Annotated in this window: 15 protein-coding genes; 3 read left to right on the top strand and 12 right to left on the bottom strand. The window is 61.8% G+C overall.

Annotated elements, in window-relative coordinates:
• Positions 1-4: 4 nt before the first annotated feature.
• The 11 genes from RPG13_RS26910 to RPG13_RS26860 form a co-directional block, all read right to left on the bottom strand.
• Positions 5-2,182: a TonB-dependent siderophore receptor gene (locus tag RPG13_RS26910; RefSeq protein ID WP_337126415.1), complete on the bottom strand. Its 2,178-nt coding sequence runs from the start codon at positions 2,180-2,182 to the stop codon at positions 5-7.
• 47 nt (positions 2,183-2,229) lie between these two features.
• Positions 2,230-3,201, bottom strand: a complete 972-nt coding sequence (locus RPG13_RS26905; RefSeq protein WP_337126414.1) for a helix-turn-helix domain-containing protein — start codon at positions 3,199-3,201, stop codon at positions 2,230-2,232.
• A 154-nt stretch (positions 3,202-3,355) separates the two neighbouring features.
• Complete coding sequence (locus RPG13_RS26900; protein WP_292670496.1) at positions 3,356-4,024, bottom strand: phytochelatin synthase family protein; 669 nt, start codon at positions 4,022-4,024, stop codon at positions 3,356-3,358.
• A gap of 123 nt (positions 4,025-4,147) precedes the next feature.
• Entirely contained in the window at positions 4,148-4,699 is a 552-nt protein-coding gene (locus tag RPG13_RS26895; RefSeq protein WP_337126413.1) for a cytochrome c, read from the bottom strand.
• Complete coding sequence (gene cueR, locus RPG13_RS26890) at positions 4,696-5,094, bottom strand: Cu(I)-responsive transcriptional regulator (RefSeq protein ID WP_095489162.1); 399 nt, start codon at positions 5,092-5,094, stop codon at positions 4,696-4,698. Before cueR ends, RPG13_RS26895 begins: the two co-directional genes overlap by 4 nt.
• A 222-nt stretch (positions 5,095-5,316) precedes the next feature.
• A complete protein-coding gene (locus RPG13_RS26885; RefSeq protein ID WP_337126412.1) occupies positions 5,317-5,481 on the bottom strand; it encodes a hypothetical protein in 165 nt (54 codons plus the stop codon).
• Between the two features lie 56 nt (positions 5,482-5,537).
• Entirely contained in the window at positions 5,538-6,275 is a 738-nt protein-coding gene (locus tag RPG13_RS26880; protein WP_337126411.1) for an SCO family protein, read from the bottom strand.
• A 13-nt stretch (positions 6,276-6,288) separates the two neighbouring features.
• Positions 6,289-6,816, bottom strand: coding sequence for a TlpA family protein disulfide reductase (locus RPG13_RS26875; RefSeq protein WP_128244338.1), 528 nt, complete (start codon positions 6,814-6,816; stop codon positions 6,289-6,291).
• A 14-nt stretch (positions 6,817-6,830) separates the two neighbouring features.
• Positions 6,831-7,271, bottom strand: coding sequence for a DUF411 domain-containing protein (locus tag RPG13_RS26870; protein ID WP_095489164.1), 441 nt, complete (start codon positions 7,269-7,271; stop codon positions 6,831-6,833).
• A gap of 29 nt (positions 7,272-7,300) precedes the next feature.
• Positions 7,301-8,635, bottom strand: coding sequence for a multicopper oxidase family protein (locus RPG13_RS26865; RefSeq protein ID WP_442921359.1), 1,335 nt, complete (start codon positions 8,633-8,635; stop codon positions 7,301-7,303).
• A 242-nt stretch (positions 8,636-8,877) separates the two neighbouring features.
• On the bottom strand, positions 8,878-9,273 hold the full coding sequence (locus tag RPG13_RS26860; protein WP_245330098.1) for a hypothetical protein: 396 nt from the start codon (positions 9,271-9,273) through the stop codon (positions 8,878-8,880).
• Between the two features lie 903 nt (positions 9,274-10,176).
• On the opposite strand from RPG13_RS26860, the gene RPG13_RS26855 reads away from it, so the two are divergent.
• Genes RPG13_RS26855 through RPG13_RS26845 form a run of 3 tightly spaced genes read left to right on the top strand, consistent with a single transcriptional unit; the run spans position 10,177 to position 13,180 of the window.
• Positions 10,177-11,244: a type III polyketide synthase gene (locus RPG13_RS26855; protein ID WP_128286212.1), complete on the top strand. Its 1,068-nt coding sequence runs from the start codon at positions 10,177-10,179 to the stop codon at positions 11,242-11,244.
• Positions 11,241-11,954, top strand: a complete 714-nt coding sequence (locus RPG13_RS26850; RefSeq protein ID WP_095489167.1) for a methyltransferase domain-containing protein — start codon at positions 11,241-11,243, stop codon at positions 11,952-11,954. Before RPG13_RS26855 ends, RPG13_RS26850 begins: the two co-directional genes overlap by 4 nt.
• Positions 11,951-13,180: an NAD(P)/FAD-dependent oxidoreductase gene (locus RPG13_RS26845; protein WP_292220205.1), complete on the top strand. Its 1,230-nt coding sequence runs from the start codon at positions 11,951-11,953 to the stop codon at positions 13,178-13,180. The genes RPG13_RS26850 and RPG13_RS26845 overlap by 4 nt, the downstream gene beginning before the upstream one ends.
• 314 nt (positions 13,181-13,494) lie before the next feature.
• On the opposite strand, the gene RPG13_RS26840 is transcribed toward RPG13_RS26845, so the two are convergent.
• Entirely contained in the window at positions 13,495-13,758 is a 264-nt protein-coding gene (locus tag RPG13_RS26840; RefSeq protein WP_095489169.1) for a hypothetical protein, read from the bottom strand.
• Between the last annotated feature and the right edge of the window lie 248 nt (positions 13,759-14,006).

Below are 14,006 nucleotides of genomic sequence, written 5' to 3'. Positions count from 1 at the left end.
ATAGCTACCAAGTCGTATGGGCCTTCAGCTTGAACGACCGGCCTTCGCCATAGGCACAGGTCAGAGTCGTCTGGCAGCTTGCCACATATGTCTTGTCGAAGAGATTGGTGATGTTGAGGTCGACGCCCCAGTTCTCCTTCTCGTAGCCGAGCTTCAGATCAGCCAGCGTGACGGCCGGCACCTTCGCCGTGTTCTCGTTGTCAGCCCATGAGGAGCCGAGATGGCGCACGCCAGCGCCGAGCGAGATGCCGTCATACCAATCACCGCGGAAGGTGTAATCAACCGACGCCGAGGCCATGACTTCGGGCACGATGAAAGGCGTCTTGCCGATCAGGTCGGGGTCGTCGCTCTTGGTGAAGTCGATATCATAGGCGGTTAGCGCCGCAGTCACCCTGAGATCCTCGGTGACGTTCACCTTGCCTTCGAGCTCCACACCGCGAGAGCGCAGCTCGTCGGCCTGGACCTGGGCAAAAGGATCGGTGTCGCTGGCGATGGCCACGTTTTGGCGTGTGAGGTCGAACACCGACAGGGTGAACAGGCCATCGATGAAGGTCGGTTCATACTTGACGCCCACCTCATACTGCACGCCCTCTTCCGGCTTGAACAGATCGCCATTCGCGTCGGTTCCGATGATCGGGTTGAAGAAGGTGGCGACGCTGACATAGGGGGTGACGCCGTTGTCGAACTCATAGGCAAGGCCGGCACGGCCGGAGAAATCGCCAACGGTGCTGCTCTGGTCGATGACGGGAAGGCCGAAGGTCTCCGAATAGTAGGTCGGACGGTTGTCGGCTTCGAGCCAGCCGCGATCGTAGCGGCCGTTCAGCGTCACCAACCAGCCATCGCCGAAGCGAAGCTGGTCCTGCGCATAGAAGCCGAACTGCTTTTGCGTCAGGTCCTGGTTGAGATAGCTGACGCGAGGCGTCAACGGCGCGCCGTAGACAGGGTCGAAGGCATCGATGGGAGGGGTCGTTCCAAAGACCGCCGACGACTGCACCTGGTCGATGTTGTAATATTTGTAGTCGATACCGGCCAGCAGCGTATGTTCGATCGCGCCGGTCTCAAATTTGCCTTCGATCTGGAGGTCCGACAGAAATGTCATGACGTCGGTATCGTGGCCGAAATTGATACGATCCAGTTCCGTCGCGCTCGCCCAGCCGTTGGGGTAGACGCTGACCTCGTCGATGGATGCCGCGCCGAAGCGCGTGTTGGAACGCACTGTCCAGTCATTGTCTAACGTGTGCTCGAACTCGTAGCTGATCGAGCCCTGCTCGCGCTTGTAGAGATCGATGGACGGTTCTGTGGAGTTGGCGTCGGGATCAATGCGGCCATAGTTCACGCCGTCGACGACCCGGTCCACCACTGTGCCAATGTAGGGCAGGAAGTTGCCGCCATTGTGGTTCTCGTCGATGTGGCTGAAATTCGCGAGCACCGTCAGCCGGGTCTGCTCGTCGGGCTGCCAGGTGATGCTTGGCGAGATGAAGCCGCGCCAGCCGTCCTGCAGGTCGCTATAGGTATCGCCGCCGGCGACGCGGCCGTTGACGCGGTAGCTGACCACGCCGTCGCTAGCCATGTCGCCGATGTCGAAGCCGAGATAGACCCTACCGGCGTCGTTGACGCCGGTTTCGACATAGCGCTGCCTGCCGTCGGGACGCTTGCTGACATAGTTGACGATGCCGCCCGGATTGCTGCCGCCATAGAGCACCGAGGCCGGACCTTTCAGCACTTCGATGCGCTCGATCCCGAAGGAATCTATATAGAATCCGCCGAAGCCATAGCTGAACAGCTGCAGGCCATCCATGTAGATGCCGGTGTCCGTCGCCTGGAAGCCACGGATGAAAATCCAGTTGGTATCGCTGTCGGGACCGAAGGGCTGCGTGAAAACGCCGGCCGTATATCGCAGCGACTCGTCGATCTTCTGCGCTCCCTGATCGTCGATTTCCTGCCGTCCGATCACCGAGACGGATTGCGGGATCTCGGTGAGTTTGGTCGCGGTCTTGGACCCGGTCTTTGTCTCCTTGGCAACGACGCCGTCGACCGGTCCGGTCGCGCTGTCGCCGGCCTCGCCCTCGACCACCACAGGCTCGAGCTGGACGTCGTTTTGCTGGGCGAACGCGGTCATGGTCGGGATCAAAGCGAGGGCGGCGCCCCCCAACAGCAGCTTCATCCGGCAGATTCTGTTCATAAGGCAAACCCCAGGGTTATCGAAACGCATATACCTGACTGTTTACCTCAGCTTATGTTGGGGTCATTGGATGGATTTGCGGGGTTTGTCGGTTTTTGTCCCAAAAGGCGGACATTGCGACTTGATGTTGCATCGCTGCGCCTGCCGGCGCTCCTCATCCACGCACCAGGCGTCAATCCGACGACGGATTTGAACACCCGCGTCAGATGCGCCTGATCGAAAAAGCCGGTTGCTTCCGCGATATCGCCGAGTGAGGCGGATTCATGCGCCATCATTGTCTGAATTTTTCGAACCCGTGCCTGCATCTGCCAACGGTGCGGCGGTATACCCGTAGCCGCCTTGAATGCGTGGCTAGTGGCAGTTTCCGACAGGCCCGTCAGCGCGGCCAGATCGGCAAGACGGATCTTGCCCAGGCAATGGGCGTCGATGTAGTCGGTGACTAGGCGCAGCTTTCGACGAGACAGCGGCGTGCGGCGCCGCTGTCCGTCCGGTTGGCCGATTTCGAAAAGCCCGGCGAACAATGCATTCAGCAGGCCCTCGCCGTAGAGATCGTGCATCGGCTGGCCGCTGTCGCATTCGGCCGCGATCAGGCCGGCAAGCATGGCGATCCGGTCGTCGCGAAACTGAAACCGCGCCACATGCAAGGCGTCGCGGTCCAGGCTGCCGCCGAAACGGCGCGTCAGCGCTGCCTCGTCGAAGTGCAGATCGAGGTGCTTGATGCGGCGCAGGCCCTCGACCCTGCCCCTGATGGGGACCCCGGCCGGTATATAGGCCATCGAAAATGCCCGGTCGTGACGGCGCAATTCGCCCTGCGAACCCTCAACGAAAAAGGCGCCGTCGCCATCCACATCCAGCGCGACAAAGAGCCGGGGGTCGGGAGAGACATAATAGCCTCCCGCTTGCTCCCCGCACGAAACGTCCCAGAGGTCGGCGACGACGCCGTCCCAGACATGCCCTTTCAGGCCGCCAATGACGGAAAAACCCTGAATGCGACTTTCCATGCGCGGGGCGAAGGCCACTTCCCGTTTCCCTGTAGTGCCATGAACCATTCGCCTTGATATATATCATGATGAAAATTATCAAGTTTTCCGAGTCCAACAGGACCTCGGCCTCCGCGCCCGAGCCGAAGGCACCGCGCTCGTTGACGGCCTGCAAAACTGCTTGCGAACGGTGTTACTCGATAAGCAGCAAGCCGCGCTTTTTGTCGCCGTCGCTATCGATTGTGTCCATGGCTGAGAACAGGCGCTCTCGCTCGATCAGCCAGGGCTTGTAGTCCTCGTTTACGTCGAGCACAAAGACCATGTCCTCGGCCTCCAGATACCCTCCGACCGGGGAAAAATGGCCAACGCCGGCGCCGAAAATCTTCTCACGGGTAAAGTTGACGATGTAGCGGCGGGCGGGATCGTTGGCGCGCTTCATGTGCTCGCGAAACGCATCGGCGCTCAGATCCCGAAGCACGGAGACCTTCCGCTTGGTGTTCGTTCGAGCGACCTCGGCAAGCTCGTCCAGCGTGAGCCCGATGATGCAGAGGCCTGTCCAGCACTTTCCCGTTCCCGCGAGGACTTCGGCTTCGGTTGTCTCCTCCTCGCCGATGGAGCGGAATGTGTTTGCGACACTTGCCGGGCCGCACCTCGACCCGTTCGATTGCCATGTGACGTCGGCGTTGAAAGTGGCAGCCACGGGCAGCTTCCAGGCGCTGTCGATCAATTCAGGGGTGCGGATAACCGATGACTGGATTGCGTCTTGCGAAACTCTTGACTGACCAGCAATCAAAAGTGCAGTGCCGCCCAGCACGCCGACGACGGCGATCACAATCACACCGAAAGCGAGACTGCGCTTCATTGCTGAACCTCGCGGCAGGCAGCAATCGGACAATGAAGAAAAGCCGCCGCAACGTCAATCAGGCGCCACATCCCGCCAATCAGCCATCCGGTCCGGCACAGATCCCGCAGAACGGTCGGGCCTTCACAGGACCTTCTGCCGGAACTTCGAATGACAGCTTGAGCAATCCTGCAGGATAAGATGCAACAGGTGCTCGGCAGGAGCCTTGGCAGGATCGGCTTGCGCCGCTGCCGGCCGCTTGCCAAGCAGACTGCCGCCGCCCATCGCCGGGCCGGTACCCATCCTCATGTCGTCGGTGATGCTGGCGGGCGCCCGCTCGGCCTTGGCGGCAAGCGTGGTGGCCAGCGTCCCGATGTGATGGGCCAGAGCCTCGAATTCCGAACGGGCTTGATCGATTTCCAACTTGGCGCCCGAAGGCGCGCCCAATGTCGCGCTCGGAAATTCCGTGATAAGCGTAGGGCCGGTGCGGGCGCGGATGGTCTCGGCCGCCGCCTTGAACGCCGCGGCGTCATAGGCCAGCTTGCCGTCGAACATCGCGGCGATCGTTTTCGCGGCGGCGGCCATCTCCTTCATCGAGGACTGGCGCGTCGCAATGATTGGGTCAGGTCCAGCCGCGGCCACCACCGCGGAGGCGCAGGCAAGCGACAGCATCACGGTGGCGGCGGTCCATTTCACTGAACCAGGCCTTCTCCCGCCAGTTCGTCGATGATCGGGCAGTCCGGCCGCTCGTCGCCATGGCAATGCTCAACCAGATGATGCAGCAGGCCGCGCAATCCCACCAGTTCGGCGATCTTCCTGTCGATCTCCACGAGCTTGGCTTTGGCAATGGCCTTCACGTCGGCGCTGTCGCGGTCCCTGTCTTGATAGAGCGACAGCAACTGGCGGCACTCGTCGACCGAAAAACCCAGGCTGCGCGAGCGCTGCAGAAATCGCAAGCGGTGGATGTCGTCTGCCGAATAGTCACGATAGCCATTCTCCGTCCGGGCCGGGCGCAAAAGCCCGATGTCCTCATAGTAGCGTATCGTCTTGGACGGCAGGCCGGATTTTTCGGATGCGATGCCAATGTTCATGATGAAAATCTCCTTGGTCAGTGGGAAAGTAAACCTTCCTGTAGCTAGAAGGTCAACCCGGTATGGCAATTTGGATGCCCCGCCGCAGCCGTCCCACAGGTTCGGCGCGTCCACGATCTGCTCGTCGGTAAAACCGTGCTTGCGGACTGGGAATTTCACCTGTCCGCGATCCTTTCTCCTATCGCGGTCCTGTCGCTCTTCGGGTCGCGATCGTCAGCCCCGTCAGCTTCGCAGGTATTTGAGGAGCGCTGCAATCACGAGCACAAGGGCGACAAGCACCAGGACCCATGTGAGCCCCATGCCGCCCATCATCCACATACCCATTGGGCCATTCATCATTGCGGTCGCCTCTATGGTCGGTGGAAGCCCGCCCTCGCCGGTGAGCATCGGCGATTCCGATGGGAATTAGTTCGTCGTAAATTTCGGTCAAGACGAATGGTGCCTCAGAACATGCCCTTGATTTTCGCCCACCACCCCGTTTCCTTCTCATGGTGCGGGCGCTCGACATTGTTGGTCAGCGCGTTGACGAAGGTGACAAGATTGACCGCCGCGAAACTCAGGCCGTGGAAATTCGCGCGCCAATGGCCTTGTTTGTCGATCACATGCGCGACGGTGCCGTGCATCTGGTAACCGCCATCGGTCAAGGCGAACTTGTGGCCGAAGGCTTCCGCGAGCTTCCGGGTCGCATCCTCAGGCTGACCCGCGGTCGTGGTCAGGAACAGCCAATTGACCGGGTCGAGCCCGTGCGCCGGTCCGTAATTGCGCAGCACGTCCGGCGTGTCCCTCACAGGGTCGGTGGTGATGGTCACAAAGGTTACCTGGCCTTTCATCGGCGTGCCGTTCACCATTTTCTGGATCTCGGCGATCTTCTCGGCATGCAGGGGGCACACATCGGGGCACGATGTGTAGATGAAGTGGAGGATGACGACCTTGCCGCGCAAATCGACCAGCCGCACGACACGCCCGTCGGCGGTACGCAGTGTGAAATCGGGCGCCGGTCTGTCGAGCGTCTGGAAATATTTCTCGTCGCTCTGAAGCATGGCATCGACTTCGCCGAGCGAGTGAGCTTGCGCCGGATACGCAAAGCCTGCGATCAGCGCCGCGATGGCAATTACGCGTAGCAGCAAACGCCTCCATTCGTTCAAAGCCGGCGCGACGCAGCGAGCCTTTGGCTCGGACATATCTGTTCCTTTCTCACCTGGCAGCGATGCGGCTGCGGATGAAGTCGACCATGTCGGGCGCGTCCCATTCCGCCGGGCCGATCAGCCGGCCGACTTCCTTGCCGTTGCGATCGATCAGCAAAGTCGCTGGAAGGCCGACGGTGCCAATGGCGAACATGGCCTTGCCTGAGGTATCGATATTGAGGGCGAGGTGCTCGATGCCGATCTCGGCGAAGAACTTTTTCACGATGTCCGGGCCGGCGCGGTCCATCGACAGCGCGACGACCTCGAAATCCGGCCCGCCGAGCTCGGCCTGCAGCCGGTCGAGCGTCGGCATCTCCTTCCGGCAGGGGGCGCACCATGTCGCCCAGACGTTGAGCAGCACGATTTTGCCGGAAAAATCGGCAAGGCTTCGGGGTCGACCATCGCCGTCCTCGAAGCTGATTTCTGGCACCGGCACCGGGGTTTCGTGAACGGCAAAATTCTGCGGCGGTTCGGAAGCCGATGCCGACCGCGAAAACACCAGCAGCATGCCAACCAGGGCCATGGCCAGTTTGCTCATGGTCACGACTGTTTTCACCGCGTCGCGTAGACGGTCGGCGCCTTGCCGTCCTTTGTGAAGGCGTAGATCGTCCAGGTCCCTGACTTCTCGCCGCCCATGCCGGGCGCGCCGGTCGGCATGCCGGCCAGGGTGATGCCTGATATGGCGGGGCGTTCCGTCAAAAGCTTCCTGACGATGTCGATCGGCACTAGGCCGTCGATGACATAGCCGTCAACCATCAGCGTGTGGCAGCCTTCGAGGTCGGCGGGGACGCCGGCATCGCTGCTGATCTGCGACAGATTGTTGACCGGCTTGATATCGACCTTGAAGCCGTTCTGCTCGAGATAGGCGGCATAGGACTCGCAGCAACTGCATTGCGGGTTCTTGTACATCACCGCTTCGATCGTGGCGGCGACCGCGGGCAGCGGCGTTGCGATCAGCGCGGCAAGGGCGGCGAGGCGGTAGGTCAGTTTCATTGCAGTTCTCCTTCGTTGAACGAATGGATTCAGGTTACGCGGAAGACGGTCATCAGGCCGGCCATCTGGTGGTCGGCGACATGGCAGTGCAGCATCCAGTCGCCGGGATTGTCGGCGACGAAGGCGCATTCGATCGTATCTTTTGGGGCAAGCAGCACCGTGTCTTGCCATTGCCGGTGCGGCACCGACGAACCATTGCGCGAAAGCACCGACATGCTGAAGCCATGGATGTGCATCGGATGCCACCAAGCGGTTTCGTTGCGCATGGTGAGATGACAGGTCGTGCCGCGTCTCAGCGTGAATTGCGGCGCCATGCCGGCGTGGCCGTCGCCGGTCATCGACGTGCCGTTGATCGCCCAGGCGGCCTCGCCATTCATACCGGGCATCCCCATGCCCATCATGCCGCCGACGCCGGCGAGCTTGCCACCACCCATCATGCCGCCTTGCAGCACGATCTCCTGGCGCTCGGCCCCGGCGAGATCGGGGGCCGGCAGCGGATTGCGCGGCAGGCCGACAGGCGCGTCGAGAGGATGCGCGCGCAGCGGCGGCGCCTCGTCATAGGCGAGCGTGGTCAGTGTGTAGGCGAGGCCATCATAAAAATCGTCGATCACGGCGTAGCGCTTGCCCGGATCGCCCTGCATGTCGAGCATCACATCGATGCGCATGGCCGGCGCGAGCACAAGGCGCCAGCTATCCGGTTCGTGCGGGTCGCAGGGCTGGCCATCGATCGCGACGACAACCGGGCGATGACCTTCGAAGCGCAAGGCCATGATGCGGGCGAGCGACGCATTGGCCAGCCGCAGCCTGATCCGTTCGCCCGCTTTCACCAATTGGTCGGCCGGCACCGTGCCGTTGATGGTGACGACGTTGCCGACGCGGCCGGACATCGCCGCATCCATCATGTTGCCGAAGCCGGCAGCGATCTGCCCATCCTTGGCAAGTCGCCAATCCTGCAGCAGCCACAAGAGATCGCGGTCGACGGCGACCGGCTCGGCCTCCTCGACGATCAGTGCGCCGGCAAGGCCGCGGCCAAGTTGCACCAGGCTGTCGGCATGAGGATGATACCAGAAGGTGCCGGCATCGGGCGGCGTGAACTCATAGACGAAGCTCTCGCCCGGCTTGATCGGCTTCTGGGTCAGGCCTGGCACGCCGTCCATCGCATTTGGCAATCGTATGCCATGCCAATGAACCGTAGTGTCCTCGTCGAGCCCGTTGTCGACGACGATACGGGCCGGCTCTCTTTGCCGCAGGCGTAGCGCTGGGCCGGGAACTGTCCGGTCATAGGCCCATACCGGGGTTTGCGGGCCATCGGGGCCGGTGAGCCGGGCCTGGCTCGCCGCAACCCTGATCCGGCGCTCCTCCATGGCGGATACCCACCTGGGACGCATCGATGCGGACGCGGCAACCCCCGCCGCCGCAACGAGAAACCTGCGGCGTGAAATCAAATAACTGGAATCGGAATGCACCCTTATGCCCTTTGCGATCTCGATCGACGGCGACCGTCCGACATCGATTGACCTGCTGTCCGCGCCCGCTACGCCACAATGAGCGCAGTGGGCGATCGAGCGCCGACAATCAGCCGCAGGACGGCTGAAACGGCGTCAGATCAGATCGCTTGTCTTGGAGGGTATGGGTCGGGCAGGGAACTTCGCCCGTGAAGAAGCGGGGTCGGTAGCGCCAACGGCTCCTGCATCCGCGCAACTATCCTCATGGCGATGCCTTGCGGCAGCACCGCGAGCACCGGTGCGATGCAGGTCGGCGGGCAATGCATAGGATCGCCTTTGTCGCCGGCTCCTTTGGGGCACGCCTTGCAGTCGCCAGCCATGTCGGACGACATGGCCGTGTCCGCGTCGGAGTGCATGACCATGGCTTTGTCCGACGTCGTCGTCATCATCTGCGCCGACATGACGCTCGCCTGAGCGCCGGCAAGGCTGAACCCGGCGGTCAGGAAGACCGCGAGCAGCATGACAAGCAATTGCTTTGCCGACCGGCGTGCCATCATGCGCATAGGCTGGCCTCAAAGTGCGGCTTTTGCAAGTCCCAATGCCCTGACATCAAGACGAGAAAGAAGCCTTGGCTTCATACCGCTCACGCAATTTGGCGACCGGCTTCGAGAGTTCGCAACCCCCAGCGGACCGATGCGACGCAATTGCTGGCGTGCGCAGATCAACATCGTGCTTTGCTTAAACGATCGGGCGATTGGAATCGGAACACTTGCAGCAGGAAAACGCGTGACACAGCGGCGTCAGCTAGCGCTGCGGTATGGGTTTCGGAGTAGATCCAAGTGACTACTTAGTCCTGCGTCGCCTTTTCGCTAAAGGCGAATGTTAACGAAGGCCAAGGAAGCTGAGTATCGCTATTACGATAACGACGGCCCCAACCAGCCAGATGATATTGTTCATGACAGCTCTCCTTTGTCTTTTCCGCGAATCCCGGGCAGCTGGACATAATTTGTGGAACGCCTGCTCGGCATTCTTGTTCCAATAGCCGCCCTCAGGACCGGGAGGCCCGCGCCTCTGGAGGAGCGCGGGCCGACCGGGGTACGGGCCCCGATCCAGCAGCCAATATCCGGGAGATACCCGCTGTCATCCTACAACTGTTAGTATGCGCTAATGTTCCGTCGATGCAGGAAAAAGACGGTGCCCGGTGGGTTCCGGACGCAAGGCGCCTCGGCCCGCGGCTCGCATCTTGCCAGAAGCGCGGGCTCTCCCGTCGACGCCTCGGCGATGGAGCCTATATTGCTAGTGCCGGCGAACCGCAGCATCGCCTTGCAACAGCGTGTGCTGAATCTCGGGATGAAATCAGTTTTCGGAAACGTTTATCGAACAACGCTCCATCCTTGGTGAGCAAAGACCCTCCGGCGGTGGCCTCACGTTACACCGTGCATACGCCGAGGAGACAGAATATGCCGGCCAAAGCCTATATCAACCGGATCGCGACAGCGGTGCCGGAGCATGAGGTTCATCAATTCTATCTGCGTTTCGCGGCCTCGATGCTTGCGGCCGATCGCCGAAGAATTTTCGAACGCATGGCTGATCTCGCCGGCATCGAGCGCCGCTATTCCTGCTTTGCACCAGCCATCGACCCCGATGGACCAACTGCCGATCTTGCCGGGACTTTTATCCGGGGCGCCTTTCCTGGAACGGCCGAGAGAATGGCAATGTTCGGAGATGCCGCGCCTGTTCTGGCGCAAAAAGGCGTCGACGGATTGCAGCTTGGCGATGACGCTCGCCGCATCACTCATCTCATCGTTACCACCTGCACCGGTTTTTCGGCGCCCGGCATCGATCTGGAACTGGTTGCGCGGTGCGGCCTGCCGGACAGGGTCGAACGCACGATGATTGGTTTCATGGGATGCTACGCGGCGATCAACGGTCTCAAGCTTGCCCGCCACATCGTCCGCTCCGACCCTCGCGCCAAGGTCCTCCTGGTCAATATCGAACTCTGCACGCTGCATCTGCGCGAAACGACCGAACTGGAAAAGCTGCTGTCGTTCTGCCTCTGGGGCGACGGCTGCGCGGCCGCGCTCGTCACCGCAGAGCCGGCCGGCGTCGAGCTCGAGAGCTTTCATTGTATCGTGGCGCGTGAGCGGCGGGATCTGATGAGCTGGAGCATTCGCGACCACGGCTTCGAGATGGTTCTTTCCGGCCAGGTCCCGGCAGCGATTCATGAAGCGTTGCGGAGCAACCAGGACGCCATTCTCAGCGGCCGGACAGCGGAAGCGGTCGACCTTTGGGCCGTTCACCCGGGTGGACGGTCGGTTCTCGACGCCGTCGAAAGGGCTCTGAAACTCGCGCCCACCGCGCTGGAGCCATCGCGCGAGGTGTTGCGCCGATACGGAAACATGTCGTCAGCGACCGTCATGTTCGTGATGAAGGAGATGCTGAAGGCGCCGCCGGGCCTGCTCGGCTGCGGCATGTCGTTCGGACCCGGGCTGACGGCCGAAACCATGCTTTTTCGAACCGTGTCATGAGTGGCCTGGAGCACCGTAAGCTTGCGCCGGAAATCCTTGACGGACTTGCGGCGGACGATCCGCGAGCGCTTGCCACGCGCCGCGACCTTCGTCACATCAACGCGCTGATGTTTCAGGCAAAGATCATGGCGTCGCTGCTCGGGAAATTTGTGCCAAAGCCGCCACGCCGGATTCTGGAGATCGGCGCCGGCGATGGCTCCTTCATGCTGGCGGTAGCGCGGCGCATGGCCGGGCAATGGCCTGGGGTCGAACTGGTGATGCTCGACCGCGTCGACCTCATCACCGCGCAATTGCGTGGTGATTTCGACAGGCTGGGGTGGACGGCCGAAGGCATCACCGCCGATGTCTTCGACTGGGCAAGAAAGAATGAGGGCAGGCGGTTCGACGCGATCACCGTCAATCTGTTTCTGCATCATTTCGACGATGCCGAGCTCGTGCGCCTGTTTTCGCTGATGGCGCCGAAGGCCCCGCTGCTGTTGGCGACAGAGCCATTGCGGGCAAAACTGGCGCTGGCCGCTACCCGTCTTCTCCCGGCAATCGGCGCCAATGACGTCACACGAAACGACGCCGCTCAAAGCGTGCGTGGCGGCTTTCGCGGCAATGAGCTTTCCGGTCTCTGGCTTGCGGCAAAAGGCAAACCGGTCGAGGAACGGCGCGCCGGCCTTTTTTCCCACATTTTCGTCGGTGCCAGCGCCGGTGATGACCTATGACGCGGACCCATGACGCGATCATCATAGGCGCCGGCCCGGCGGGCACGTCCGTCGCGCTCACGCTGGCCCGGCGCGGGTGGGCCGTGGCTATCGTGGAGAAGAGCGCGTTCCCGCGCCGCAAGGTCTGCGGCGAATATATATCGGCAAGCAATCTTGCGCTTCTGGACCAGCTGGAGATCGGCGATGCCTGGCGTGCCAATGCCGGCCCCGAAATCCGCCGCGTCGGCTTCTTTTCCGGCGAAGCTAGTGTCGAGGCGCCCATGCCTCCTGCAAAAAATGGGCCCCGTGCAAAAGATCGGCCCGCTGCAAACGATGGTTTCGGCCGGGCGCTTGGCCGGGACATTCTCGACTGTCTGCTTTTGCAGGCGGCGCGATCGGCGGGCGTCGAGATATTTCAGCCTTGCCGCGCCGTCGCCATCGAGCGGGATGGCGAGGTGCAAATGGTGCGAATTCAAGCCGGAGACGAAACGTCGATGTTACGTGCCTCGGTGATTGTCGCCGCACACGGCTCCTGGGAACCAGGACCGCTGCCCAGCCAGCCCGGAAAGAGCAACCGCCCCTCGGACCTGCTCGGCTTCAAGGCGCATTTCGCCGGGTCGTCCCTGGCGCCTGATTTGATGCCTCTGCTGGCGTTTCCGGGCGGTTATGGCGGCATGGTCTCGGCGGATCATGGCCGGTTGTCGATCTCGTGCTGCATTCGGCGCGATATGCTGGCGCGGTTGCGTAAACACCGTGGCCCAAACCACAGCCATGTATCGGCCGCCGATGCGGTCTCCCGCCATCTGATGGAATCGTGCCGGGGTGTCAGGGATGCCCTTGGGGCAGCTCACCGCGACGGTCCGTGGCTTGCCGCAGGCCCGATCCGGCCGGGCATTCGCTCCTGCTACGAACGGGACATCTTCCGCGTCGGCAATGCAGCCGGAGAGTCTCATCCTGTTATCGCCGAGGGCATCTCGATGGCGCTTCAGTCCGGATGGCTGCTGGCTTGCGAACTCGCATGCGCGCCAAGCGGCCGGGTGGGGCGCGAGGCTGCCGGCAGACGCTATGAGGCGGCCTGGAAAAGACTGTTTTCGACACGGGTCCACGCCGCTGCAGCACTTGCCGGAATTGCCCTTCGCCCCGGCAGCGCCACCTTGATGGCGGCAATTGTCCGGAATTTCCCGCAGACACTGACATTGGGCGCGCAACTAAGCGGCAAGACAAAGCCGGTTCCCGGCTTTGTCTGACAAGTGGTGCGACGCGTCAGGCGCAAACCAAGTGCCACAGCGTCCTCGACAAGCGTTAGCTCTGCGGCAGCAATGCTGGCGCAAACAACAAACGGGCACCGTCTTTTTTTCGGTTTCGATGGAACAACATCCGCCCGCCACGGTTGGAAGCGCAGTCGTTCTACTCCAGCGACTATGAAGGCCGTTCGGACGGCATTCGGACAAAGGCCCCGCGCTTCCTCCCCGCGGGGCCTTTTCTGTCGCTGCAGGAATTTTCACGGAATTTGGAGCGCACCCGAACCGGGCGGGCTAGCCGGGCCTATTAAATGCTGCCGTCATGGCTCGTCGATGTCTTGTTTCGAAGGATTACGCGCGAGAGCGCGTTCCTCCTCATCGTCCGGCAGCGCCTCGTCGCTGTCCTGGTACGGATTGTCGTCGTCTTCCTCGGGCAGTTCACCCTCTTTCTCGAGGTCATAACGGATGTCGCCGTTTCCCGGCACGCTGTCTGGTAGAATTTTGCCGCCTTTGATCGCGTCCCAATCCTGCTGTTCGATTGTCGGGCCTTCGGACGGATCGTCGGATTTTCTGCGCGGTGCCATCAGAGCTCTCCTGTGCTTATGTGGATCACATGCCTAACTCCGCGGACCGCTGCGTAGTTCCTCGGCCGAACCGGCGGGATCGTTTCACGTCGATCCAGCAGCCATGTCGGTTTGGCCTGCCGACGGGCTTTTTTGCCGGGCCTTTAGTCTCCGGCCTTTGGTCTCAATGAGAGCTGACCGTTAGGCCGGAGTTACAAAAGTTGAACATGGTCGAGGAACAGTCCTTCGGTCTCACTGTTGGTTTTCCA

The organism is Mesorhizobium sp. ISC15 (assembly GCF_037162615.1).
Classification (GTDB): Bacteria; Pseudomonadota; Alphaproteobacteria; order Rhizobiales; family Rhizobiaceae; genus Mesorhizobium; species Mesorhizobium mediterraneum.
The sequence above is the reverse complement of the archived record's forward strand: the minus strand, read 5'-3'. Positions and strand labels throughout refer to the sequence as shown.